Here is a 24,444-nt window from a genome sequence, read left to right as displayed (position 1 = left end):
ACTGCACGTCAGCGGCGATACCTCCCGGTTGTACGCGGACAGTTGGAGCCTGCGTACCATCTGCGGGTGGAGATCTCACTGCTGAGCGGTTGGCTGCCCTGGACGTTGCGGATCCTGGCTCTGGTGGCGGTCGCGGGGGCACTGTTCCGGCTCAGTCCGTTCTGGCTGCGCCGCAGACTTCCCTGGGTGGCCGGCGCCGCCGTCGGGCTGACCGCGCTGATCGCGCTGCTGGTCGCCCTGTTCGGCGGCATCGACGACCCGCTGCCGTTCGGCCTCTGGTTCTGGCTGTGCTGCGCCCTGCTCGGGCTCGGCGGGCTGGCCGCCGGCTTCCGCGACGCCGAGTGGTGGAACATGGCGTCGGTGCCGGTGGCGGCCGCACTGTCGCTGCTGTGCGCCGCCAACTCGATCAACATCTCCACCGGCTACTACCCCAGCGTGGACGCCGCGGTGGGCGACCTGTCGGGCGCCCCGGTGCCGCAGCAGATCAGCCTGGAGGAGGCCCTCACCACCGTCGGCAAGGCCGGAGCCGGCCGGGTCGTCTCGGTGGACGTCCCCGCCGAGCCCAGCGGCTTCAAGCACCGCCACGAACTGGTCTACCTGCCGCCCGCCTGGTTCCGCACCAAGGTCCGCCCCAAGCTGCCGGTGGTCGAGATGATCGCCGGTCAGTTCTCCGCCCCCGACAACTGGATACGGGCCGGCGACGCGATCAAGGCCGCCGACGAGTACGCCGCCGCGCACAACGGCTACGCCCCGATCCTGGTGATGGTCGACGCCACCGGAAACTTCAAGTCCGACACCGAGTGCGTCAACGGCAAGGCCGGCCGGGCCGAGGACCACCTGGTCAAGGACGTCCCGCCGTACATCGAGAAGACCTTCGGCACCGCCTCCGGCCCGCGCTCCTGGGGCGTCGTCGGCTGGTCCATGGGCGGTACCTGCGCCACAGACCTCGCGGTCGTCCACCCCGACGTGTTCGGCCACTTCGTGAACATCTCCGGCGACGCGGGCCCGAACCTGGGCAGCAAGCAGGAGACCATCGACGAGCTGTACGGCGGCGACGAGGCCGCCTGGGAGGCCCACGACCCGGTGACGGTGCTGGGCAAGGCCAAGAAGGGCACCTACCAGAACTCCAGCGGCTACTTCCTCAACGGCGACCAGGAGCCCAAGCACATCCAGGCCGCCAAAGAGCTGGACAAGGCCGCCAAGGCCGCCGGGATGACCACCAAGGAGGAGGTCCACCCCGGCAAGCACGACTTCCAGTTCGGCGCGTTCGCCTTCAAGCTGTCGCTGCCCTGGCTCGCCCAGGAACTCGGCCTGCAGGGCACGGGCGGCTGACCGGCCCGCACTGTCGCAGCTTCGTCACCGTCCGTCCGGCCGCCCGCCGCGCCGCCGTCCGGCCGCCTACCATCCCCGGGTGGACATCTCGCTGCTGGACGGCTGGTTCCCGTGGACGGTGCGCGCGCTCGCCGTCGCCGCGCTGCTGACCGTGATCGGCCGGCCCGGACGACGCTGGTGGCTGCGCCGGCTGCCGGTGGCGGTCGGCGCGGCCGCCGGTGCGGCGACGCTGCTCGCGGTCGGGTTGCTGGAACTGTCCGGGATCACCGACCCGCTGCCGGCCGCGCTGTGGGCCTGGCTGGGCGTGGCGCTGCTGGCCGTGCTCGCGGTGCTGCTCGGCCGGCGCGGGTCGCGCTGGTGGCAGTGGGCGGCGGCGCCCGTCGCGGTGCTGCTGGCGGTGCTCGCCGGGGCCAACACACTGAACGCGGCGACCGGCTACTACCCGACGATCGGCGACGCGATCGGCGAACTCTCCGGCTCCCCGGTGCCCGACCAGATGACCCTCGACCAGGCGCTGCACACCACCGGCCGCACCGGCACCGGCCGGGTCGTCGCGGTGGACGTCCCCGCGGTGCCGAGCGGCTTCGCGCACCGGCAGGAGCTGGTGTACCTGCCGCCGGCCTGGTTCCGCAGCAAGACGCGGCCCAAGCTGCCGGTGGTGGAGATGGTCGGCGGCGAGTTCGCCGCCCCCGACAACTGGGTGCGGGCCGGCAACGCCGTGAAGACCGCCGACGCCTACGCCGCCCAGCACAACGGCTTCTCCCCGGTGCTGGTGTTCGCGGACGCCACCGGCGGCTTCAAGGTCGACACCGAGTGCGTGGACGGCCCGGCCGGGAACGCCGCCGACCACCTGGTCAAGGACCTGCCGAAGTACGTCGAGAAGACCTTCAACGCCTCCGCCGACCCGAAGAAGTGGGCGATGGCCGGCTGGTCGATGGGCGGCACCTGCGCGATCACCCTGACCGCCGCCCACCCCGAGGTGTTCGGCCACTTCCTGGACATCTCCGGCGACCTCGGCCCGTACATCGGCGACAAGCAGCAGACCATCGCGCAGCTGTACGGCGGCGACGCCGCCGCCTGGGCCGCGTACGACCCGCAGACCGTGCTGGCCGCGCACCGCGGCAAGTACCGGGGGGTGACCGGGCTGTTCGAGGTCGGCGACCAGGAGAGCGGGCAGCTCGCACATGCCAAGCAGCTGGAGGCGGCGGCCGGGAAGGCCGGGCTGAGCACCCGGCTGAGCGTCGAGCCCGGACGGCACGCCTGGCAGTTCGCGGCGGGCGCGTTCGAACGCCGACTGCCTTGGCTGGCCCAGCAGTTGGGCACCCCGGGGGCGGCCGGGACGAATCCGCCGGCCGCCGCTGGTTAATGCGCTGGACCCTTGACGCGCCGCCCGAGTACTATGGCAGCGCATCACCCGGAGGGCCTCGCCCGACGGTGCTGTTTGTCAATAAAACATGGGGATGATCGGTTTCGACAGTGGCTGTCGAAACAGGAGAAGCGAGCCGAGGAACGCGGCAATGATCTCGTTAACCATCTGTCGCAAAAATATAATCGCCAACTCTAAGCGCGATTCCCAGCAGTTCGCTCTCGCAGCCTGATCTGCGAAAGTGAATGGGTGTCAGCCCGGGGCGTTCCCGACCCGGATCCTGGCATAATCTAGGGAACTCAACCTTCCACCCCGGCCACGGGGATGGCGGGGAAATCAAACAGTGGCTGGGCCTGTTGGCGGCTTGTCCGCGTGACTGCCAGGGCCGAGAAACTCACAGCGGACTGCGCTCGGAGAAGTCCTGAATCCTCTCCACTGGACCCGGGTTCGATTCCCGGCATCTCCACCACCCCATGTGCATCGCAGAGCCGTCCTCCGTCCGGAGGGCGGCTCTCGTGCGTCCGGGGCGCTTCCGGGCCGGGGGGTCCTCGTCCGCGGAACAGTTCATCCCGTAAGATCGTCCGTCCGCCTTTTTCTCCGCACCTCTGGGGGCTCCTTGGGCGCGTACGGCTCTGCCGAGCACCACACCGACACTGTCCGCGACCGCGAGATCGCGGGGGAACAGCAGCATCTCGACACCGTCTACCAACGGCTGGAGGAGAAGCTCGCCGAGGCGGAGTACATCCTGGAGGACGCCGCGAAGCGCGTGCAGGTGGGCACACCGGGCGCACTCGCCGAGCGCGACGCCCAGGTGTACCGCGCCGGCGCGCACCTGCAACGACTCAACAACGAGTTCGAGGACTTCCTCTTCGGACGCATCGACCTCCAGCAGGCCGACGCGCCCGAGGAACACGGGATCCCCTCGCAGACCCCGATGGACCCGGCCGACCCGGCGGTCGCCGAGAGCCTGCACATCGGTCGGCTCGGCGTGCTCGACGCCGAGTTCGGCCCGCTGGTGATCGACTGGCGGGCCCCGGCGGCCGCGCCCTTCTACCGGGCCACGCCGCTGGAACCGGGCCGGGTCATCCGCCGCCGGGTGATCCGTTCCAAGGGCCGCAAGGTCATCGGCGTCGAGGACGACCTGCTGCGTCCCGACCTGACGCCGACGCTGGGCGGCGAGGAACTCGCCGTGGTCGGCGACGGCGCGCTGATGGCGACCCTCGGCCGGGCCCGCGGCCACACGATGCGCGACATCGTCTCGTCCATCCAGAAGGAACAGGACGAGGTGATCCGGGCCGCCGCGGCCGGCGCCACCCTGGTCACCGGCGGCCCCGGCACCGGCAAGACCGCCGTCGCCCTGCACCGCGCCGCGTTCCTGCTCTACCAGGACCGCCGCCGCTACGCGGGCGGCATCCTGGTGGTCAGCCCCACGGCGCTGCTGGTCTCCTACACCGAGGGCGTGCTGCCCTCGCTCGGCGAGGAGGGCCAGGTCGCGATCCGTGCGGTCGGCAGCCTGGTCGACGGCATCGAGGCCGGCCGCTACGACAGTCCGGAGGTGTCCCGGATCAAGGGCTCCTCGCGGATGGTCCAGCTGCTGCGCCGGGCCGCCCGGGCCGCCCTCGAACTGGGCGCGCCGACCGAGCTAAAGGTGTTCGCCCGCGGCCAGGCGCTGCGGCTGGACGCCGGCCGGCTCAAGGCCGTCCGCGGCAACGTGGTCGGCGGCGGCGGCACCCCGCTCAACCTGCTCCGCCCGCGCGCCCGCCGCCTGCTGCTCGACGCGCTCTGGTCGGAGGCGATCCGCGACCTGCCGAAGCCGGCCGGCTACGCCGAGCGCGAGCAGCGCCAGGAGGAACGCGAGACCTTCGACGAGTACGTCTCCGACGAGGCCGTGTTCCTGAACTTCCTGGACGCCTGGTGGCCGGCCGTCACCCCGCGCCGGGTGCTGGCCACGCTGCGCCAGCACCGGCACACCAACCGGATCGCCCGCCGCGCCGTCACCCCGGACGAGTCCCGCCTGCTGGCGGCGTCCTGGCGGCACCTGGACGACCGGGGCACCGGCGACCTGTCGGCGCACGACGTGGCGCTGGTGGACGAGCTGCACGTGCTGCTCGGCGAGCCGGCCCGCCCGAAGGTCCGCGAGGTCGACGCGATCGACCTGCTGACCGGGCTGGAGGAAGTCACCACGTACGGCGAGCGGGCGTACGGCAGGCGCGAGCGCGAGCGGATCCCCGAGGAGCGCCGCGAGTACGCGCACGTGATCGTCGACGAGGCGCAGGACCTCACGCCGATGCAGTGGCGGATGATCGGCCGCCGCTCCCGGATGGCGACCTGGACCATCGTCGGCGACCCGGCGCAGTCGTCCTGGCCGTTCCCCGAGGAGGCGCAGGCGGCGATGGACGAGGTGCTGGCGGGCAAACCGCGCCGCCGGCACACGCTGACCGTGAACTACCGCAACCCGGCGGAGATCGCCGAGGTGGCGGCGAAGGTGCTGGCGCTGGCCGCGCCGGGCACCCCGTCGCCGAGCGCGGTCCGGGCGACCGGCGTCCGCCCGCGGTTCGCGGCCGTCCGGGAGACCGGCGCGGAGTCCTTCGGCAAGGCCGCCAGGGCCGAGCTGGAGTGGCTGCTGGGCGAGGTGGACGGCACCGTCGCGATCGTCGTCCCGATGGACCGCCGCGCGGAGGCCGCGTCCTGGGCCGAGGGCCTGGGCGAGCGGGTGGTGGCGCTGGGCAGCCTGGAGGCCAAGGGCCTGGAGTACGACGCCACCGTCGTCGCCGACCCGACCGGCATCGCGGGCGAGTCGGAGGCGGGCCTGCGGGTGCTGTACGTGGCGCTGACCCGCGCCACCCAGCGGCTGACCGTGCTGTCCGGCCCGGACGACCTGCCGGACGCAGCCGGTGTCCCCGCGCTGCTGAAGTAGGCGCACGCACGAAGGCCCCCCACCAGGAGGTGGGGGGCCTTCGTGAAGCTGAACACCGACCCGCCATGCTCGCCTCGCGGCAAGTGGTCCCTCGAAGGGACGAAGGTTGGGCCCGGGGGCTTGGATCGAGCCGGTGCCGTTCCAATGTAACGCATCCCGGCCCGCGGGCAAGGAGGCCGCCTGACCGGGCGGGGGCGGTTTGTCGGATCCGCACACTCAATGAACGTTATTTCTGGCAAGCGGTCGGTAGGTGCGACGATCGATACCTAGCATGCTGCGCGATTACCGGGCCGGTCACGGCCTGCTGATTCTAGGAAGAAGGACGTCGATGGCGACGGTGCCCAGTGTCTCGAACTCGATCACGGTCCGGTTGGAGGTGCCGGCCACCGGCAACGCGGTGAGCTCCATCACCACCGCGGTCGAGTCCTCCGGCGGCTCGGTCACCGGCCTCGACGTCACCGCGTCCGGCCTGGAGGCGCTGCGGATCGACGTCACCGTCGCGGCGTCCTCGGTGGCGCACGGCGAGGAGATCGTGGAGAAGCTCCGGGCGATCGACGGCGTCACCATCGGCAAGGTCTCGGACCGCACCTTCCTGATGCACCTCGGCGGCAAGATCGAGATGTCCTCGAAGCTGCCGATCCGCAACCGCGACGACCTCAGCATGATCTACACCCCGGGCGTGGCCCGGGTGTGCATGGCGATCGCCGAGAACCCGGAGGACGCCCGTCGCCTGACCATCAAGCGCAACTCCGTCGCGGTGGTCACCGACGGCTCCGCGGTGCTGGGCCTGGGCAACATCGGCCCGAAGGCCGCGCTGCCGGTCATGGAGGGCAAGGCGGCGCTGTTCAAGCGCTTCGCGGGCATCGACGCGTGGCCGCTCTGCCTGGACACCCAGGACGCCGACGAGATCGTCGCGATCGTCAAGGCCATCGCCCCGGGCTTCGCCGGCATCAACCTGGAGGACATCTCCGCGCCGCGCTGCTTCGAGATCGAGGCCCGGCTGCGCGAGGCGCTGGACATCCCGGTCTTCCACGACGACCAGCACGGCACCGCGATCGTGGTGCTGGCCGCGCTGACCAACGCGCTGAAGGTGGTCGGCAAGGAGATCGGCGAGATCCGCGTGGTGATGAGCGGCGCGGGCGCCGCCGGCACCGCGATCCTCAAGCTGCTGATGGCCGCGGGCGTCGCGCACGCCACCGTCGCGGACGTGCAGGGCGTGGTCCACCAGGGCCGCGAGGACCTGAACGAGAGCCTGCGCTGGATCGCCGAGAACACCAACCGCTCCGGCCGCACCGGCACCCTCAAGGAGGCCGTGGCCGGCGCCGACGTGTTCATCGGCGTCTCCGCCCCGAACGTGCTGGACGGCGACGACCTGGCCACCATGGCCGAGGACGCGATCGTCTTCGCGCTGGCCAACCCCGACCCGGAGGTCGACCCGGCGGTCGCCCGCCGGACCGCCGCGGTGGTGGCCACCGGCCGCAGCGACTTCCCCAACCAGATCAACAACGTGTTGGTCTTCCCGGGTGTCTTCCGCGGCCTGCTGGACGCCCAGTCCAGCAGCGTCGACACCGAGATGATGCTGGCCGCCGCCCGCGCGCTGGCCACCACCGTCACCGACGACGAGCTGAACCCGAACTACATCATCCCCAGCGTCTTCCACCCCGGCGTGGCCAAGACCGTCGCCTCGGCCGTCCGGGACGCCGCCGTGGCGGCCCGTGGGGACGCCGAGACGGCCCCCGTGAAGCCCACCTCGGGCATCGTCGGAACGCTCGACACCGCCGCGTTCCCGGCCGTTCAGCTCTGAGCCGGTGAGCTCCCGGCACGTTCGCCGCGGCCGGATTGCGACGAACGTGCCGGATCCCTTGCGACACAAGGGAAAGGGGCGTGTTTGGGCTTGTCGGTGACAGGGCGTACGGTAGCCCTGGCACGAGGCGGCGTGTCCGACAAGTACGGAACGTCCCCGGTTGTGCCACGGCGTGTCGTCCCGGCCGCCGCCCACCCCGGCCACCCCGGAGCCGACGGAGCGTCACACCTCTGTCCGGTGGGCGCTGTTCGGGTCAACCACGCCGGTGCCCGATTGGCTTTCTCAGTGCCGGTCGGGGCAGGATTCGTACCCAGGCGGGCAGTTTGCGGCGCTTCGCGGTGCGAGCCCGGCCCCTGACCACCCCTCGCCTGAACGAGCACCGTCGCGCGGACCGGCCATGCCTCCGCGCACGGCAGAGCAACAGACCACAGGAGTACACATGAACCGCAGTGAGCTGGTGGCCGCGCTGGCCGAGCGCGCCGAGGTGACCCGCAAGGACGCCGACGCCGTGCTGGCCGCCTTCGCCGAGATCACCGGCGAGGTCGTCGCCAAGGGCGACGAGAAGGTCACCATCCCCGGTTTCCTGACCTTCGAGCGCACCCTCCGCGCCGCCCGCACCGCCCGCAACCCGCAGACCGGCGAGCCGATCCAGATCGCCGAGGGCTTCAGCGTCAAGGTGAGCGCCGGCTCGAAGCTGAAGGAAGCCGCGAAGGGCAAGTGACCCTCCGCTGAACGCACCGGTGGCCGGCCTCCCCTCGGGGAGGCCGGCCACCGGCGTGTTCGGGCCCTGCGTCAGGCGGTCAGCTGGACCTCGGCCGAGTCGACCTCCGACGGCAGCTCGATGTGCGCGCCCAGGTCGCGCAGCTTGTCCATGAAGTTCTCGTAGCCGCGGTTGATCAGGTCGATGCCGTGCACCGTGGAGGTGCCCTCGGCGGCCAGCGCCGCGATCAGGTACGAGAAGCCGCCGCGCAGGTCGGGGATGACCAGCTCGCCGCCCATCAGCTTGGACGGGCCGGAGACCACCGCGGAGTGCCTGAAGTTGCGCGCGCCGAACCGGCACGGGGTGCCGCCCAGGCACTCGCGGTACAGCTGGATGTGCGCGCCCATCTGGTTCAGCGCGCCGGTGAAGCCGAGCCGCGACTCGTACACCGTCTCGTGCACGATCGAGAGGCCGGTGGCCTGGGTCAGCGCCACCACCAGCGGCTGCTGCCAGTCGGTCTGGAAGCCCGGGTGGACGTCGGTCTCCAGGGCGATCGCCTTGAGCTCGCCGCCCGGGTGCCAGAAGCGGATGCCCGCGTCGTCGATCTCGTAGGCGCCGCCGACCTTCCGGAAGGTGTTCAGGAAGGTCATCATCGGGATCTGCTCGGCGCCGCGGACGTAGATGTCGCCCTTGGTGGCCAGCGCCGCGCACGCCCAGGAGGCGGCCTCCAGGCGGTCCGGCAGCGCCCGGTGGGTGTAGCCGTCCAGCTCGTCGACGCCGGTGATCAGGATGGTGCGGTCGGTGCCCAGCGAGATGATCGCGCCCATCTTCTGCAGCACGCAGATCAGGTCGACGATCTCCGGCTCGATCGCGGCGTTGCGCAGCTCGGTGACGCCCTCCGCGAGCACCGCCGTCAGCAGCACCTGCTCGGTGGCGCCGACCGACGGGTACGGCAGCTCGATCTTGGTGCCGCGCAGCCGCTGGGTGGCCACCAGGTAGGTGCCCTGGGGGTGCTTCTCGATGGTGGCGCCGAACTGGCGGAGCACCTCGAAGTGGAAGTCCACCGGCCGGCCGCCGATGTCGCAGCCGCCCAGGCCCGGAATGAAGGCGTGGCCGAGGCGGTGCAGCAGCGGGCCGCAGAACAGGATCGGGATGCGCGAGGAGCCGGCGTGCGCGTCGATGTCCGCCACGTTGGCGCTCTCGACGTGCGACGGGTCGAGGATCAGCTCGCCCTCCTCGTCGCCGGTGCGGACAGTGACACCGTGCAGCTGCAGCAGGCCGCGGACGACCTTGACGTCCCGGATGTCCGGAACGCTGCGCAGTCTGCTGGGGCCCTGGCCGAGCAGCGCGGCGACCATGGCCTTGGGGACCAGGTTCTTGGCGCCGCGGATCTGGATCTCGCCTTCGAGCGGGTTTCCGCCGTGGACCAGCAGGACGTCGTCGGTCATCGTTCTCGCAATCCGGGTGCGCAGGGGAGGTTTTCGGCTGGGGAGCTGAGGGAACGGCCCTTCGCCACCTCATAGATGGTAGAGGGTGGGCGATTGGTTCCCGTGTGCCCTATTGGTGATCATGCTGTAAGGGGTGCCGAGCGGCACCGCCATTGCGCCGGACGGGTGGCCCCGCCGACGGCCTGCCGGGTGTCCCGCAGGGCCTGTAGGGAGGCATCATGGCAGGCATGGAAGCGGCCCCCTCGCTCACCGGCCGACTGATCGTGGCGACGCCCGTGCTGACGGACCCGAACTTCGCCAGGTCGGTGGTCCTGCTGCTCGACCACGACGCCGAGGGCGCGCTCGGCGTCGTCCTCAACCGGCCCACCCCCGTGGACGTGGCCGCGGTGCTCGACGGCTGGGCGTCGCTGACCGGGGACCCGGCGGTGGTCTTCCAGGGCGGGCCGGTGGGGCTGGACTCCGCGCTGGCGATCGCCGTGGTGCCCGGCGAGGAGACCCACCCGGGGCCGCTCGGCTGGCGGCGGGTGCACGGGGCGATCGGGCTGGTCGACCTGGAGGCCCCGCCGGAGGTGCTGGCCGGGGTGCTCGGCGGCATGCGGGTGTTCGCCGGCTACGCGGGCTGGTCGCCCGGCCAGCTGGAACAGGAGATCGCCGAGGGCGCCTGGTACCCGGTGGAGTGCGAGGCCGGCGACGTCTCCTGCGTGCAGCCGGACCGGATGTGGCGGGCCGTGCTGCGCCGCCAGCGCGGGCCGCTGGCGATGCTCGCCACCTACCCGGACGACCCGACGCTGAACTGACCGGCAGCCTGTCTCCGGATGGTGGCCCCCTTCCGGGCGGCCCCCATAGACTTGGCACCCATGAGCACTCTTGAGCCCGAGCGCGGCCTCGGCACCGGCACCCTGGTCGAGCCCGTCCCGCAGACTTCGCACGGGGACGGCGACCACGAGCGCTTCGCCCACTACGTCCAGAAGGACAAGATCATGGAGAGCGCGCTCTCCGGGTCCCCCGTGGTGGCGCTGTGCGGCAAGGTCTGGGTGCCCGGCCGCGACCCGAAGAAGTACCCGGTCTGCCCGATGTGCAAGGAGATCTTCGACGGGCTGAACAATCCGGGCGGGGACGACAAGAAGGACTGACGGCCGGGCCGTACGCGGGCCCCGAGTGGTCTATGCCAATCGGGGTTCACCGGGGCAGGATGAGGCGCATGGACCTCATCCCTGCCCCGTCGCACGTCCACACCCCCGCCGACACCGCCCCGTTCGAGCTGCACGCCGGCAGCCGGATCGCCGCCGCGCCCGGCGCCGAGGGCGTCGCCCGCCGGCTGCGCGCCGAGCTGTCCGCCGCCACCGGCTTCGACCTGGACCCGGCCCCGGCCGGGCAGGCCGACGGCCTGGTGCTCGCGCTCGACGACGCCCTGGCCGCCGAGGAGTACCGGCTGAGCGCCGGCCCGGACGCGGTGCGGCTCACCGGCGGCAGCGCCGCGGGCCTGTCGTACGCCGCGCAGACCCTGCGCCAGCTGCTCGGCCCCGCCGCCTACCGCACCGCGCCGCTGCCCGGCGCGCGCTGGACGGTGCCCGCGGTGGAGATCCACGACGCGCCCCGGTTCGGCTGGCGCGGCGCGCTGCTGGACGTCTCCCGGCACTTCATGCCGAAGGCCGGCGTGCTGCGGTTCATCGACCAGCTGGCCGCGCACAAGCTGAACGTCCTCCACTTCCACCTGACCGACGACCAGGGCTGGCGGATCGAGGTCAGGCGCTACCCGAAGCTCACCGGGACCGCGTCCTGGCGGGAGCGGTCGATGGTCGGCTACCGGGCCGGCAAGCGGCACGACGACCAGCCGCACGGCGGCTACTACACCCAGGACGACCTGCGCGAGATCGTCGCCTACGCCGCCGCCCGGCACATCACCGTCGTCCCCGAGGTCGACCTGCCCGGCCACAACCAGGCCGCCATCGCCGCCTACCCCGAGCTCGGCAACACCGACGTGGTGGACACCGCCGCGCTCGGCACCTGGACCGACTGGGGCGTCAGCGAGAACATCCTGAACGCCTCCGAGGCCACCCTGCGCTTCTACGAGAACGTGCTGGAGGAGGTGCTGGAGATCTTCCCCTCCACCTTCGTCCACCTCGGCGGCGACGAGTGCCCCAAGGACCAGTGGAAGGCCAGCCCCGCCGCGCAGGCCCGGATCGCCGAGCTCGGCCTCGCCGACGAGTTCGAGCTGCAGAGCCACGTCATCCGGCACTTCGACAGCTGGCTGGCCGAGCGCGGCCGTCGCCTGATCGGCTGGGACGAGATCCTGGAGGGCGGCCTCGCCCCCGGCGCCGCGGTCTCCTCCTGGCGCGGCTACCAGGGCGGCATCGCCGCCGCGCAGGCCGGGCACGACGTGGTGATGTGCCCCGAGCAGCACGTCTACCTCGACCACCGGCAGGACGGCGGCGAGGACGAGCCGGTCCCGGTCGGCTGGGTGCGCTCGCTGGAGGACGTCTACCGCTTCGAGCCCGTCCCGCCGCAGCTCGACGAGCAGGCCGCCCGGCACGTCATCGGCACCCAGGCGAACATCTGGACCGAGTTCATGTTCGACGGCCGGGACGTCGACTACAAGGTGTTCCCGCGGCTCGCCGCGTTCGCCGAGGTCGCCTGGTCCGACCTGCCGCGCGACCCCGCCGCCCGCGACTGGGCCGGCTTCGAGACCCGGATGGCCGGCCACTACCCGCGCCTCGACGCGCTCGGCATCGAGTACCGCCGCCCCGAGGGCCCGCGCCCCTGGCAGCGCAAGCCCGGCATCGTCGGCCGGCCGACGGACGGCCGGCCGGGATCGACGGAATAGGACGTACCGGAACTTCGGGCGCGGTCGCCACGTCATGATCAGATGAACAGCCGATCAGCTGGACATCGGCCAGGTCGTGTTCGTGCGCGTTCGCGCCCGGAGTTGTCCCGAGTTGTTCGGACCTGTCCGCGACCCCGGAAATGATCAGCGGTCTTTGTGTGCCAGAGTTGCCCAACCCGCACCGATCGCCCGTACCCTACGGGCGGCAGGCCGCACTGCAAATGGAGCACGGTGGGAACCTGGTGAACCGGACGATCATGATGCCGTCCTCGGTCGACGAGGCGGTCGAAGCGCTGGCCGCCACCCCAGGGGCGGTGCCGGTGGCGGGCGCCACCGACCTGATGGAGGCCGTCAACGGCGGACGGCTGCGGCCCGCCGCACTGATCGGACTCGGCCGGATCACCGAACTGCGCGGCTGGCGCTACGAGGACGGCGGCACCGCCGTCCTCGGCGCCGGACTCACCCACGCCCGGATGGACCGCCCCGACTTCGCCGCCCTGATCCCGGCCCTCGCCGACGCCGCCCGCACCGCCGGCCCCCCGCAGGTCCGCAACGTCGGCACCCTCGGCGGCAACATCGCCACCGCCGCACCCGCCGGCGACACCCTCCCGGTGCTCGCCGCCCTCGAAGCCACCGCCACCCTCGCCCGGCCCGGCGGCGTCCGCGACGTGCCGATCAGCCACCTGCTCACCGGACTCGACCCGCTGCGCCCCGGCGAACTCCTCACCTGGGTGCGGGTGCCGCTGCTGCACGCCCCGCAGGTGTTCCTCAAGTCCACCGGCCGCAGCGGACCGTCCCGCGCCGCCGCCTCCGTCGCCCTGGTCCTCGACCCCGCCCGACGCGGCGTGCGCTGCGCCGTCGGCGCCGCCGCCCCCGTCCCGCTGCGGCCGCTGGAGGCCGAGAACTGGGTGGCCGGCTGCATCGACTGGGACGCCCGCGGCGAGGACGGCGCCGTCGTCATCGACCCCGCCGCGCTCGCCGCGTTCGGCGACTACGTGGCCGGCGCCTGCGTCCCCGAGGGCGCCGCCGGCGGCGAGGGGGCGGGCCCGGCCGGCGCCCGCCTGCGGCGTACCGTGGCCGTGCTGGCCCGCCGGGCGTTGGGAAGGGCGCTGAAGTGACCGACGAACTGCTGAACCACCCCGGGGCGCTCACCGGCGACGTGCGCCCCACCGCCTCGTACACACTGCGCGTCAACGGCGTCGAACGACCCGTCAGCGACGCCTGGATCGGCGAGAGCCTGCTGTACGTGCTGCGCGAACGCCTCGGCCTGGCCGGCGCCAAGGACGGCTGCGAACAGGGCGAGTGCGGGGCCTGCTCGGTGCAGGTCGACGGACAGCTGGTGAACGGCTGCCTGGTGCCCGCCGCGCTCGCCGCCGACAGCGAGATCAACACCGTCGAGGGCCTGTCCGGCAGCGGCGGCGCCAGCGACGTCCAGCAGGCGCTCGCCGACTCCGGCGCCGTCCAGTGCGGCTACTGCACCCCCGGCCTCGCGATGGCCGTCCACGACCTGCTGCAGCGCAACCACCGGCCCAGCGAGATCGAGGCCCGCCAGGCGCTCTGCGGCAACCTCTGCCGCTGCACCGGCTACCGGGGCGCCCTGGCCGCCGTCCAGACCGTCGCCGAAGCCCGCGAAGCCGCCCTCGAAGCGGAACTCGACGCCGCCGAACAGGCCGCCGCCACCGCCGCACCCGACGAACCGGCCGCCGCCGCAGCCCCGCCGCGGGCCACCGAGCAGTCCTTCGCCGACCTCGCGCTGGCCGGCGAGCTGCCGCTCTACGCCGACTCCGAACTCTGGCACGAGGCCGACCAGTTGATCCCGCCGCAGGCACAGGCCGAACCCGTCGTCCAGGACTGGTCCGCCCCCGCCGACGCCGTCTACGCGGCCCCCGCGCCCGCCGGCTGGGAACCCACCCCCGCCCACGGCACCGCCGCCGACGGCGCCCTCTACGGCACCCCCGCCCAGGGCACCCCCTACCTGCCCACCCCGCCGCACGGCACCCCGCACCAGGAACCGGGCGTCTACCAGGGCGTCCCGCACCAGGACCCGGGCTACGACGGCACCGTCTACGCCACCGACGACTACGGACACCAGTACACCGGCTACCAGGCCACCCCCGGCCACGACGCCACCCCCGCCCACGGCATCAGGCTCCCCGAGGACGAGAACGCATGACCTCCGCCACCGAGCTCCCGGCGGCCGCCCCCGCGGACGACGAGACCGGCACCACCGGCCTCGGCGCCTCCCCGCTGCGCACCGACGCCCTGCCCAAGGCCCTCGGCATCTACCCGTACGCCGCCGACCTGTGGGCCGAAGGACTGCTCTGGGGCGCCGTGCTGCGCTCCCCGCACCCGCACGCGCGGATCGTCTCCGTCGACACCTCCGCCGCGCTCGCCGTCCCCGGCGTGCACGCCGTGGTCACCGCCGCCGACCTGCCCGCCGGCCCCGACGGCACCCCCGTCGTCGCCGACCGGCCGGTGCTCGCCGCCGGCGTGGTGCGCCACCACGGCGAACCCGTCGCCGCCGTCGCCGCCGACCACCCCGACACCGCCCGGGTCGCCGCCGCCGCGATCCTGGTCGAGTACGAGCTCCTGGAACCCGTCACCGACCCCGAAGTCGCCTTCCACGCCCCGCCGTTGCACCCCGACGGCAACCTGCTGCGGCACCTGCCGCTGCGCACCGGCGACCCCGACGCCGTCGGCACGATCGTCGTCGAAGGCCTCTACCAGGTCGGCCGGCAGGACCCCGCCCCGATCGGCGCCGAAGCCGGCCTCGCCGTGCCCCGCCCCGACGGCGGCGTCGAACTGCACCTCTCCTCCACCGACCCGCACGGCGACCGCGACCGCACCGCCGCCTGCCTCGGCCTCGAACCCGACCGGGTCCGGCTCGTCGCCACCGGCGTCCCCGGCGCCACCGCCGACCGCGAGGACATCTCCTTCCAGGTCACCCTCGCGCTGCTCGCGCTGCGCACCGGACGCCCCGTCAAGATGACCCTCACCCGCGCCGAGTCCTTCCAGGCGCACGCCACCCGGCACCCCGCGCTGCTGCGCTACCGCCACCACGCCGACGCCGACGGCACGCTGGTCAAGGTCGAGGCGCAGATCCTGCTCGACGGCGGCGCCTACGCCGACGTCTCCGCCGAGGCCCTGGCCGCCGCCGTCGCGTTCTCCGTCGGCCCCTACACCTGCCCCAACGTCTTCGTGGACGCCTGGGCGGTGCGCACCAACAACCCGCCGGCCGGACGGATGCGCGGCGAGGGTGCGCTGCAGAGCTGCTTCGCGTACGAGTCGCAGCTCGACCAGCTCGCCAAGCAGCTCGGCGTCGACCCGCTGGAGATCCGCCGCCGCAACGCCATGTCCACCGGCGACCCGCTGCCCACCGGACAGGCCGTCACCTGCCCCGCGCCGGTCACCGCGCTGCTCGACGCGCTCGCCGACTCCCCGCTGCCCGCGCTGCCCCTCGACGACCCCGAGGCAGACTGGCTGCTGCCCGGCGGACCCGGCGGCGCCGGCGACCCCGCCGCGGTGCGACGCGGCATCGGCTACGCCGTCGGCATGGTGCACATGCTCGGCGCCGAGGGCGAGGACGAGGTCTCCACCGCGACCGTCCGGGTCTCCGGCGACCACGCCACCGTCATCTGCGCCGCCGTTGACTCCGGACAGGGCTTCGCCACCCTCGCCCGGCAGATCGTCCAGTCCGTGCTCGGCGTCAGCGAGGTGTACATCGCGCCCGTCGACTCCGACCAGACCGCGGCCGGCCCCGCCGCCCGCGGCCGGCACACCTGGGTCTCCGGAGGCGCCGTCGAACGGGCCGCGCTGATGGTCCGCCACCAGATGCTGCAGCCGATCGCCGCGGACTTCGGGATGTCCGTCGAACTCCTCACCATCAGCGACGGGAAGATCACCTCGTACGACGGTGTGCTCGGCATGCCCGTCAGCCAGGCGCTCGAAGGCCGCGAGCTCTGGGCCACCGCCCAGTGCCGCCCCCACCCCACCGAACCCCTCGACCCCGAGACCGGACAGGGCGACGCCTTCGTCTCCATCGCCTTCTGCGCGATGCGCGCCGTCGTCGACGTCGACATCGAACTCGGCGCCGTCCGGGTCGTCGACATGACCGTCGCCCAGGACGTCGGCCGGGCCCTGAACCCCCGCCAGATCGAGAACCGCATCGAGGGCGCCGTCGCCCAGGGCGTCGGACTCGCCCTGCTCGAGAACCTCCGCACCGAACACGGCATCCCGCTCAACGCCTCCCTCACCGGATACCGCCTCCCCACCGCCCTCGACACCCCCGACATCCGCATCGCCGCCCTCCTCGAAGAACGCGACGTCGTCGCCCCCTTCGGTGCCAAAGCCGTCAGCGCCGCCCCCGCCGTCGTCGCCCCCGCCGCCGTCGCCGCCGCCGTCCGCGCCGCCACCGGCCTCCCCGTCGGCCGCCTCCCCATCCTCCCGGAGGACGCCACCCTCGCCTGAGCACCGCCCGGCGGCAGCAGACGCTGCATCAGAACACCCGTCGCAGTCGCAGTTGGCTGCGGCGGGTGAAATGCAGTGGGCTCGTCACAGAGGGTCTGCGCACAGGCCGGGGCGGGCGATACCATCGAACGGTCCTGCGTTCCGGGGGCGTTGCGAGAACGAACGGGCTGTCACTCGACTGACGGGGTACTGATGAGGCTGACCAGACTCACACGCGTGCTCGGCGCGACCACGCTGACCGCGGGTTTCCTGCTCGCTGGCCTGCCGACGGCGTCCGCGGACCAAGTTCGTGACACGCAATGGGCGAACCAGTACTTCAACCTCGACAAGGTGTGGTCGATCACCAGGGGCGAGGGTGTCACCGTCGCCGTGATCGATGCCGGTGTGGATCCCAACCACCCAGACCTTGCGGGGCGCGTGCTGCCCGGGTTCGACCCGAGTGGTGGCGGCAACGAAGTGGGAACCTCCAATCCGCACGGCACCGGAATGGCGAGCCTGATCGCCGGCCAGGGCCATGGCAGCGGTAACAGCGACGGCGTGTTGGGCCTGGCTCCCGGGGTCAAGATACTGCCAATTTTCAAGGGCGGCCCCGGAGACCGTGATGGGATCCCGGAGGCGGTCAAGTGGGCGGTGGACCACGATGCGAAGGTGATCAACATTTCGCAGGGTGGCGCGGAAGACAACCCGCGTCTGCCTGAAGCTGTTGCCTACGCTGCTGCTCACAATGTCTTGATCGTGGCAAGCTCGGGTAACTCCAATGCTCCGGTCGAGTATCCGGCGAGGACACCGGGGGTCCTCGCCGTCGGCGCGGTCGACAAGGATCTGAAGATCTGGCCGAAGTCCAACTACGGCCCGGAGGTGCTTCTTTCGGCGCCAGGCGTGCGGATCGTGTCCGCAGGCTCCTGCGGTTCGGGGCAGTACTGCATCGGTGACGGCACCTCGGACGCGGCGGCCTACGTCTCTGCCACCGCGGCTCTGGTGCGGGCGAAGTTCCCGAAGCTGACGGCCGGGCAGGTTGCCGAGCGGCTGGTCAAGTCGGCATCGCGACCTTCCGGTGTGAGTAAGCTTCCGGATCAGCACTACGGCTACGGAGTCGTCCGCCCGTACGAGGCACTGACCATGGACATCCCGGCAGGGGCAGCCAATGGGCCGTTGGCGCTTCCGGCTGGGGACGATCCGAGTCCTGCGGCCAGCGCAGGCGCGTCCGCGGGCGGCGGAAGTTCTGCCGATCCCGGGTCCGGGCTGGGAGATCCTGGCGCGGCTCCGGAGCTGAAGCAATCGAGCACCTCGACCATGCCGCTGATCCTTGGCGGGGTCGGTGGGGTCGTGGTGCTGCTGATCGTGATCATCGCGATCGTGGTGGCGAACAGCCGGAGGCGCAGCCGGTCGCAGAGCGTGCCCGGCCAGCCGGGTGCTCCGGCCCCGTACGGTGCGCAGCAGGGTTGGCCGCCCGCCCAGCAGCAGCCGTACGGGCAGCAGCAGGGAGCTCCGCAGTACGGGCAGCAGCCGCCGCCCGGCTACCCGCCCCAGCCGCCGACGTCCTATCAGAACCCTTACCAGGGTCAGTAATCAGTCGCGTCGGGGGCGTGTCAATACGCCCTCCGAACGCGATACGATCGAACGCTCTGAGTTAACGGTCAGCCCACCCACCAGAGCGCTACCACGGGGAAGTTTCGACACTCCAGGGGGAGAGGGCCTCGTGTCCGACGGATTCCGCGTAAACCCGGATGAGCTGGAGGCAGTTGTCAAGCGACTGCGGGCCCTCCAGCAGAACATCAGTACGTGTGGCACCAATACGAAGTACAAGACCGACATCCCGCGGGATGCCTTCGGTGGAGACTTCGTGGAGGCGCAGGCGCTGTACGAGGCGCACGGCAAGATGCAGGCGTTCCTGACCCAGACGATCTCGGATCTTGACGCCCTGATCAACGAGTACGGCGACAAGACCCAGACCGCTCATGCCAGGTACACCGATGGTGAACTCGACAAGCAGACGGCGATGAACCAGATGACTCCGAGGACGGTCTGACATGGCGTCACACAAGACCTCTTTCGACAGCTTCGCCCTCATCCCGCTCAAGGACATGGTCGGGCACTCCAGCCCGGACCGGATCCGCGAGGTCGGTGAGCACTGGAAGAGTGTTCACCAGGAGTTGAACGACGTCGCCGCAAAGCTGCAGGAGGCCGTCCAGCACGCCTCCGCCAACTGGGAGGGCGCCGCCGCCCAGGGCTTCGCGCAGAAGGGCGGTCAGATCCAGCAGAGCCTGACCAACACCGCTGCGCATGCGTCGAACACCTCGGTCGCCATGGACTATGCGGCCACCGCGCTGCAGCAGACCAAGTCGACGATGGGCCAGATCAAGGTTCCCGGCTTCTGGGACCGGGTGGGCAAGACCCTCAACGACGGCTTCGCCTCGTCCGACGAAGGCCTCAAGCGCGACCTTGCCTCGGGGATGAACCGCATCGACGCGGTGAACAAGAACGCCCACGAGTTGTCGGCGACCGAGGTCGCCCACCAGTACGCGATCGGCGTCATGGAGCACCTCGGGCCCCAGTACCTCGAGGCGGCGAGCTATCTGGACAATCCGCCGGGTCGAACCGGCGAACGGCAGACGGGCGAGGCTTTCCCGCCCGAGCCGACCACGACGCCCCCGCCCGGGCACACTCCGCCCAACGTGCCGATGCCGCAGTACCCGGAGGGGCACCCCAAGGACCTGCCTCCGCCCGGGTACGTGCCGCCGAAGAACCCGGGGCAGCAGGTGCCCTGGTCGCCGGGGCAGGTGGATCCGACGCAGCCGACGCACACGGTGCCGCCGTTGAACCCGGGGCAGCCGTGGAAGCCGCCGTCCACCGGGCTGGACGGGTGGACGCCGCCTGAGACGGGGCCGGGGATTCCGACCGGGCCCGGGGGCGGTCTGCCCGGCGGGACCGGGACTCTGCCGGGGCCCGGGACCGGGGGCGGCGGGTCCGGCGGTGGCGGTATCGGCGGCGGCGGTGTCTACATGCCCGGTGGCGGTCTCGGCGGCGGGTCCCTGCCCGGTGGCGGGTCCGGCGGCGGTCGTGGCGGTGGGCTCGGGTCCGGCGGCGGTCGTACCGGCGGTCTCGGGACCAGTGGCGGCGGCGGCGCGGGCAAGGTCGGCGGCGCCGGCGGTGCCGGGGCCGGTGGCGCGGGCAAGGCCGGCGGTGCGGGCGGTGCCGGGGCCGGTGCCGGCGGTGCGGGTGCTGCGGGTGGCCGTGGCGCTGCGGGTGCCGGTGGCATGGGCGGCGGCATGCACGGTGGCGGCATGGGTGGTGCCGGTGGCGCGAAGGGCGGCGGTGCCAAGGGTGGCAGCGGCCTGGTGCGCAAGGCCGGCGGCACGATCGGCGGCGCCAAGGCCGGCGGTGCCGGTGGCCGGGCGTTCACCGAGGGCGGTTCGGGCATCGGCAAGGGCCGGGCTGCCGGTCAGGGCGGTGCGGCCGGCATGCACGGTGCGCCGGGTTCCGGGAGCGCCAACCGGAAGAAGAAGGCCGAGGGGCACCGTCCCGACTACCTGACCGAGGACGAGGAGACCTGGCGCGGTGGCACGGCGAACCCGCCGGTCATCGAGTAGCAGGCAGCAGTAGGCAAGCGAGCGGCGGGCGCCGGCGATGGTCCTCAGGGATCGTCACCGGCGCCCGTTGCGTTGCGGCGGGGGAAATGGAAAAAGGCAGCGGAATTCACCGGGCGCGGCGGTGCATGAATTGCGCCCGGTGAATTCCGGAAGAGACCGTGACGGGAATCGAACCCGTGTAAACCGTTTTGCAGACGGTTCCCTGAACCACTCGGGCACACGGTCGTGAAGGGGTGCAAAGGGGTGGTGCAAGAGGCGCGCGCAGGCGTCAACCAGCCTGGCGGCGAGAGGGGTTGCGAGTCAGGCGCAACAGGAGGAACCCGGACAGGGGGCACAGGTGCGGGGCGCTGCGAGGGCCTCCGGCTTCCTGTTCATGGCCTTCTCCTGTCGTCGGGGTGCTGCTCCGGTTCGTTCCGGTGAATTCACTATAGCGGGCCGGGTCGGGGCGGCGTCAATGGAAAGCGGTAATTCGCGCATGAATTCCGCGTGTCGGGGCTGTGCTACGGTCGGGAGCGAGTCGGGTGTTGGTGGCCCGTCCCGGACGAGGTGCGTCGTACCCGGTATGACAAGACGGCGCGGTAGGTGGTTCGACTACTGCGAGGAGTCCGTCGTCATGGCGTGGGTTGTGCTGATCGTTGCCGGTGTGCTGGAGACCGTCTGGGCGGTGGCCCTGGAGGCCAGCAAGGGGTTCTCGCGGCTGGTGCCGAGTCTGGTGTTCGTGGTGGCGTTGGCGCTGTCGATGGGCGGGCTGGCGTACGCGATGCGGTCGATTCCGTTGGGGACGGGCTACGCGGTGTGGGTGGGCATCGGCGCGGTGGGGACGGCGCTGTACGGGATGGCGGCGATGGGGGACTCGGTGAGCGCGGCCCGGATCACCTGCCTGGTGCTGATCGTGGCCGGCGTGGTGGGCCTGAAGGCGCTGCACTGAGTCGCGCCAGGCCCCAGGGCCCGCGGAGGAGGGCGGTTCCGCCCTCAGGTCAGGATCAAAACGGAAAGACGGCACTTACCATGTCGTGGTGACCACCACCTCCCCGGCCGAAACGGCAATACCGCAGCAGATATCCGACGGCGACGACGGCACGGGAGGAGTGCTCAGCGGGCCCTGGCGGGCGCTGACGCTGGGCATCGTCTCGGTGGTGCTGCTGCTGGCCTTCGAGGCGACCGCGGTGAACACCGCGATGCCGACCGCCGCCCAGCAGCTCGACGGCATCGGTCTGTACGCGTTCGCGTTCTCCGCCTACTTCACCACCACGCTGCTGGCGATGGTGGTGTCCGGGCAGTGGTGCGACCGGCGCGGGCCGCTCGCGCCGCTGTTCGCCGGCATCGCGGTGTTCGCGGCGGGCCTGGTGACGGCCGGCACCGCGATGAACATGTGGATGTTCGTCGCGGGCCGGGCGGTGCAGGGCCTGGGCGGCGGCCTGGTCATCGTGGCGCTGTACGTGGTGGTCGGCCGGGCGTTCCCGGAGCGGCTGCGTCCGGCGGTGTTCGCCGCGTTCTCGGCGGCCTGGGTGCTGCCGTCGATCCTCGGCCCGGTGATCTCCGGCGCGGTCACCCAGCACCTGGGCTGGCGCTGGGTGTTCCTCGCGGTGCCGGTGCTGGTGCTGCTGCCGCTCGCGGTGATGGGCCCGGCGCTGCGCCGCTCGGAGCGCCGCCAGCCGCCGCTGAAGGCGGCGCCGTACGACTGGCGGCGGACCCGGGACGCGGCGATGGTCGCGCTCGGCGCGGCGCTGCTGCAGTACGCCGGTCAGCGGCTGGACGTGTGGTCGCTGCTGCCGGCGGGCGCCGGTGTGGCGCTGATCGGCCCGGCGGTGCTGCGGCTGCTGCCGAAGGGGACGCTGCGGGCGGCCCGCGGCCTGCCGACGGTGATCCTGCTGCGCGGGCTAGCGGCGGGCGCGTTCTTCGCGTCCGAGCTGTTCATCCCGCTGATGATGCAGACCCAGCGCGGCCTGTCGGTGACGATGGCGGGTCTGACGCTGGCGCCGGGCGGACTGTCCTGGGCGCTGGGGTCGTGGCTGCAGGGCCGGCCCGGCGCGGAGCGCTACCGGGAAGCGATGATCCGGTACGGGTTCGTGCTGACGGCGGTGGCGATCGGTGCGGCGGCGCTGGTGCTGGTGTCGTCGGTGCCGGTGTGGGTGACGGCGGCGGCCTGGGCGGTCGGCGGCGCCGGCATGGGTCTGGCGATCGCCAGCATCAGCGTGCTGATGATGAAGCTGTCGGCGCCGGAGGAGACCGGCGAGAACTCGGCGGCGCTCCAGCTCAGCGACGCGCTGGGCAACGTCCTGCTGACCGGCCTCGCGGGCGTGCTGTTCGCGGCGCTCGGCGGCGGCGCGGTCGGCGCGGTGGCCCGGGACGCGGCGCTGCCGGCAGGGGCGTTCGCGGCGGTGTTCCTGACCATGCCGGTGGTGGCGCTGCTCGGTGCGGCGCTCGCCGGCCGGGCGAAGAGCTGACCGGCCCCGCAGAGCTCCGAGCCCCGGCCGGAGAGCCGAACCGCCCGGCCGGAGAACGGATCCGGCCGGGCGGAGGGCTGAGCAGGGGTCACTTGCCGCCGGCCACCGGCGGGACGGAGGGCCGGGTGGTGGCGGGCGCGGAGGCCGGGGCGCCGGCCCCGCCGAGGTAGCTGCTCCAGCCGCCCTCGGGGCTCTGGCCGGGAGTGAGGGCCTGGAGCTTCTTGAGCACGGCCGGGTCCTGCACCTCCAGCCATTCGACCAGCTGCCGGAACGACACCATCCGCACCTCGGGCTTGCCGGCGACGGCCTTCAGGACGTCCTCGACGGCGTTCATGTAGATGCCGCCGTTCCAGCCCTCGAAGTGGTTGCCGATGATGAACGGCGCCCGGTTGCCGTGGTAGGCGCGGTCGAAGCCGGCCAGGTACGAGTCGCGGGCCTGGGTCTGCCAGAAGGAGCGGCGGGCGGGGTCGCCCTTGGTGTTGTCGCCGGACTGGTTGTACATGATGTTGTAGTCCATCGAGAGCACCTGGAAGGTGTGCCCGGGGAACGGGATGGACTGCAGCGGCATGTCCCACAGCGCGCCGCCGGCGAACTTCTGCGGCCACATCTGCAGCCCGCCGGGGCCCGAACTGTCGTACTTCCAGCCGCGCTTGACGGCGGTGGGCAGCAGGCCGCGCTGGCCCTCCAGGCAGGGGGTGCGGCCGCCGATCAGTTCCTTGCGGTAGTCGAAGGGCAGCGCGGGCAGGTCGGTGTTGCCGGTGTTGGTCTTCCAGTTCATGACGAAGTCCATCGCCTGCTGGATCTCGCTGTCCCAGTCCTCGGGGGACCACCGGCCGCCGCCGTTGGCACCGCAGAAGTGCCCGTTGAAGTGGGTGCCGATCTCGTGGCCGTCCAGCCAGGCCGCGCCGATCTGCTCGATGGTGGCGCGGATGTGGGGGTCGCTCAGGTAGCCGATGTCGGAGGCGCCGACGGAGTGCTGCGGCGGGTGGTACATGGACTTCTTCGACTCGGGCAGGGTGTAGATGCCGGAGAGGAAGAACGTCATGGTGGCGTCGTGGTCCTTGGCGAGCTGCCGGAACCGGCTGAACAGGCGGTCGTCGAGCTCGCCCGCGCCGTCCCAGGAGAACACCACGAACTGCGGGGGCTTCTGGCCGGGTTCCAGCGGTTCGGGGGTGGGCTGGTTGGGCTGGGGGCCGGTGTCGGAGGTGGAGCCGTCGCCGATCAGGGTGGCCGGGGGCTTGGGGACGGCGCTGGGGCTGCCGTTCGAGGCGAGGCCGTCGGCCTGGGCCGGCTGTCCGCCGCCGCCCCCGCTCCCCGAGGTGCTCGCGCAGCCCGCCGCGAGGGTGGCGGCGGTCGCCGCACCGGCGGCCAGCAGCGTCCTGCGGGAGAGGGCGTCCATGTCTCACATCCGTTCACCAGGGAGTAAGGAGAAGGCACCGGCCGGAGGGACGGTCCGTCGGGTGGAATGACCGAGGCGTCGTCCGGGGGGAGTCGGCCCCAGCATCGCACGGGGTGTCGCCGTGCGCCGGGAAGGACGCCCCGGGGTACG

General features: G+C 72.2%; 18 protein-coding genes, 1 tRNA gene, 1 other RNA gene and 1 riboswitch. Of the genes, 17 read left to right on the top strand and 3 right to left on the bottom strand.

Going from position 1 to position 24,444, the window contains the following annotated elements:
* Positions 1-66 precede the first annotated feature (66 nt).
* From ACFV4P_RS26715 to ACFV4P_RS26690, 6 genes are all read left to right on the top strand, one after another.
* The gene (locus tag ACFV4P_RS26715) at positions 67-1,332 is read left to right on the top strand and encodes an alpha/beta hydrolase (RefSeq protein ID WP_380475233.1); all 1,266 of its coding nucleotides are present in this window, start codon (positions 67-69) and stop codon (positions 1,330-1,332) included.
* Positions 1,333-1,411: 79 nt separating this feature from the next.
* Entirely contained in the window at positions 1,412-2,698 is a 1,287-nt protein-coding gene (locus tag ACFV4P_RS26710; RefSeq protein WP_380475231.1) for an alpha/beta hydrolase, read from the top strand.
* 90 nt (positions 2,699-2,788) lie between these two features.
* Positions 2,789-3,167: a transfer-messenger RNA gene (gene ssrA / locus ACFV4P_RS26705) on the top strand.
* A gap of 147 nt (positions 3,168-3,314) precedes the next feature.
* The gene (locus ACFV4P_RS26700; RefSeq protein ID WP_380475229.1) at positions 3,315-5,615 is read left to right on the top strand and encodes a HelD family protein; all 2,301 of its coding nucleotides are present in this window, start codon (positions 3,315-3,317) and stop codon (positions 5,613-5,615) included.
* A 328-nt stretch (positions 5,616-5,943) separates the two neighbouring features.
* Positions 5,944-7,419, top strand: a complete 1,476-nt coding sequence (locus ACFV4P_RS26695; protein ID WP_380475227.1) for an NAD-dependent malic enzyme — start codon at positions 5,944-5,946, stop codon at positions 7,417-7,419.
* Positions 7,420-7,858: 439 nt separating this feature from the next.
* On the top strand, positions 7,859-8,140 hold the full coding sequence (locus ACFV4P_RS26690; protein ID WP_014136004.1) for an HU family DNA-binding protein: 282 nt from the start codon (positions 7,859-7,861) through the stop codon (positions 8,138-8,140).
* Positions 8,141-8,211: 71 nt separating this feature from the next.
* Here the strand turns inward: ACFV4P_RS26690 and murA are convergent, their stop codons facing one another.
* Positions 8,212-9,567 carry a UDP-N-acetylglucosamine 1-carboxyvinyltransferase gene (gene murA / locus ACFV4P_RS26685; RefSeq protein ID WP_380475225.1) on the bottom strand — a complete coding sequence of 452 codons (1,356 nt, stop codon included), beginning with the start codon at positions 9,565-9,567 and terminating at the stop codon, positions 8,212-8,214.
* A 218-nt stretch (positions 9,568-9,785) separates the two neighbouring features.
* On the opposite strand from murA, the gene ACFV4P_RS26680 reads away from it, so the two are divergent.
* From ACFV4P_RS26680 to ACFV4P_RS26640, 9 genes are all read left to right on the top strand, one after another.
* A complete protein-coding gene (locus ACFV4P_RS26680) occupies positions 9,786-10,364 on the top strand; it encodes a YqgE/AlgH family protein (protein WP_380475223.1) in 579 nt (192 codons plus the stop codon).
* A gap of 60 nt (positions 10,365-10,424) precedes the next feature.
* A complete protein-coding gene (locus ACFV4P_RS26675) occupies positions 10,425-10,700 on the top strand; it encodes a DUF3039 domain-containing protein (RefSeq protein ID WP_030459614.1) in 276 nt (91 codons plus the stop codon).
* A gap of 68 nt (positions 10,701-10,768) precedes the next feature.
* Positions 10,769-12,391 carry a beta-N-acetylhexosaminidase gene (locus ACFV4P_RS26670; RefSeq protein WP_380475221.1) on the top strand — a complete coding sequence of 541 codons (1,623 nt, stop codon included), beginning with the start codon at positions 10,769-10,771 and terminating at the stop codon, positions 12,389-12,391.
* A gap of 221 nt (positions 12,392-12,612) precedes the next feature.
* Positions 12,613-13,509, top strand: a complete 897-nt coding sequence (locus tag ACFV4P_RS26665) for a xanthine dehydrogenase family protein subunit M (protein WP_073815384.1) — start codon at positions 12,613-12,615, stop codon at positions 13,507-13,509.
* Positions 13,506-14,564, top strand: a complete 1,059-nt coding sequence (locus tag ACFV4P_RS26660; RefSeq protein WP_380475219.1) for a 2Fe-2S iron-sulfur cluster-binding protein — start codon at positions 13,506-13,508, stop codon at positions 14,562-14,564. The genes ACFV4P_RS26665 and ACFV4P_RS26660 overlap by 4 nt, the downstream gene beginning before the upstream one ends.
* A complete protein-coding gene (locus ACFV4P_RS26655) occupies positions 14,561-16,858 on the top strand; it encodes a xanthine dehydrogenase family protein molybdopterin-binding subunit (RefSeq protein WP_380475217.1) in 2,298 nt (765 codons plus the stop codon). The genes ACFV4P_RS26660 and ACFV4P_RS26655 overlap by 4 nt, the downstream gene beginning before the upstream one ends.
* Before the next feature lie 216 nt (positions 16,859-17,074).
* On the top strand, positions 17,075-18,427 hold the full coding sequence (locus ACFV4P_RS26650) for a S8 family serine peptidase (protein ID WP_380475215.1): 1,353 nt from the start codon (positions 17,075-17,077) through the stop codon (positions 18,425-18,427).
* Positions 18,428-18,557: 130 nt separating this feature from the next.
* On the top strand, positions 18,558-18,887 hold the full coding sequence (locus tag ACFV4P_RS26645; RefSeq protein ID WP_380475213.1) for a hypothetical protein: 330 nt from the start codon (positions 18,558-18,560) through the stop codon (positions 18,885-18,887).
* A 124-nt stretch (positions 18,888-19,011) separates the two neighbouring features.
* Positions 19,012-20,448 (top strand): WXG100 family type VII secretion target, encoded by a 1,437-nt coding sequence (locus tag ACFV4P_RS26640; protein ID WP_380475211.1) that lies wholly within the window; start codon positions 19,012-19,014, stop codon positions 20,446-20,448.
* 153 nt (positions 20,449-20,601) lie between these two features.
* Here ACFV4P_RS26640 and ACFV4P_RS26635 read toward each other — a convergent pair.
* Positions 20,602-20,673: transfer RNA gene (locus ACFV4P_RS26635), tRNA-Cys, on the bottom strand.
* Positions 20,674-20,961: 288 nt separating this feature from the next.
* Positions 20,962-21,028: riboswitch (guanidine-III (ykkC-III) riboswitch) on the top strand.
* 33 nt (positions 21,029-21,061) lie between these two features.
* On the opposite strand from ACFV4P_RS26635, the gene ACFV4P_RS26630 reads away from it, so the two are divergent.
* Both ACFV4P_RS26630 and ACFV4P_RS26625 read left to right on the top strand, forming a co-directional pair.
* Entirely contained in the window at positions 21,062-21,376 is a 315-nt protein-coding gene (locus ACFV4P_RS26630) for a multidrug efflux SMR transporter (RefSeq protein ID WP_073815497.1), read from the top strand.
* 88 nt (positions 21,377-21,464) lie between these two features.
* Positions 21,465-22,895, top strand: coding sequence for an MFS transporter (locus tag ACFV4P_RS26625; protein ID WP_380475209.1), 1,431 nt, complete (start codon positions 21,465-21,467; stop codon positions 22,893-22,895).
* A gap of 88 nt (positions 22,896-22,983) precedes the next feature.
* Here ACFV4P_RS26625 and ACFV4P_RS26620 read toward each other — a convergent pair whose 3' ends face one another.
* On the bottom strand, positions 22,984-24,294 hold the full coding sequence (locus tag ACFV4P_RS26620; RefSeq protein ID WP_380475207.1) for a hypothetical protein: 1,311 nt from the start codon (positions 24,292-24,294) through the stop codon (positions 22,984-22,986).
* Positions 24,295-24,444: the final 150 nt, after the last annotated feature.

This window comes from Kitasatospora sp. NPDC059795 (genome assembly GCF_042732175.1).
In the GTDB taxonomy this organism is placed as follows: Bacteria; Actinomycetota; Actinomycetes; order Streptomycetales; family Streptomycetaceae; genus Kitasatospora.
The sequence above is the reverse complement of the archived record's forward strand: the minus strand, read 5'-3'. Positions and strand labels throughout refer to the sequence as shown.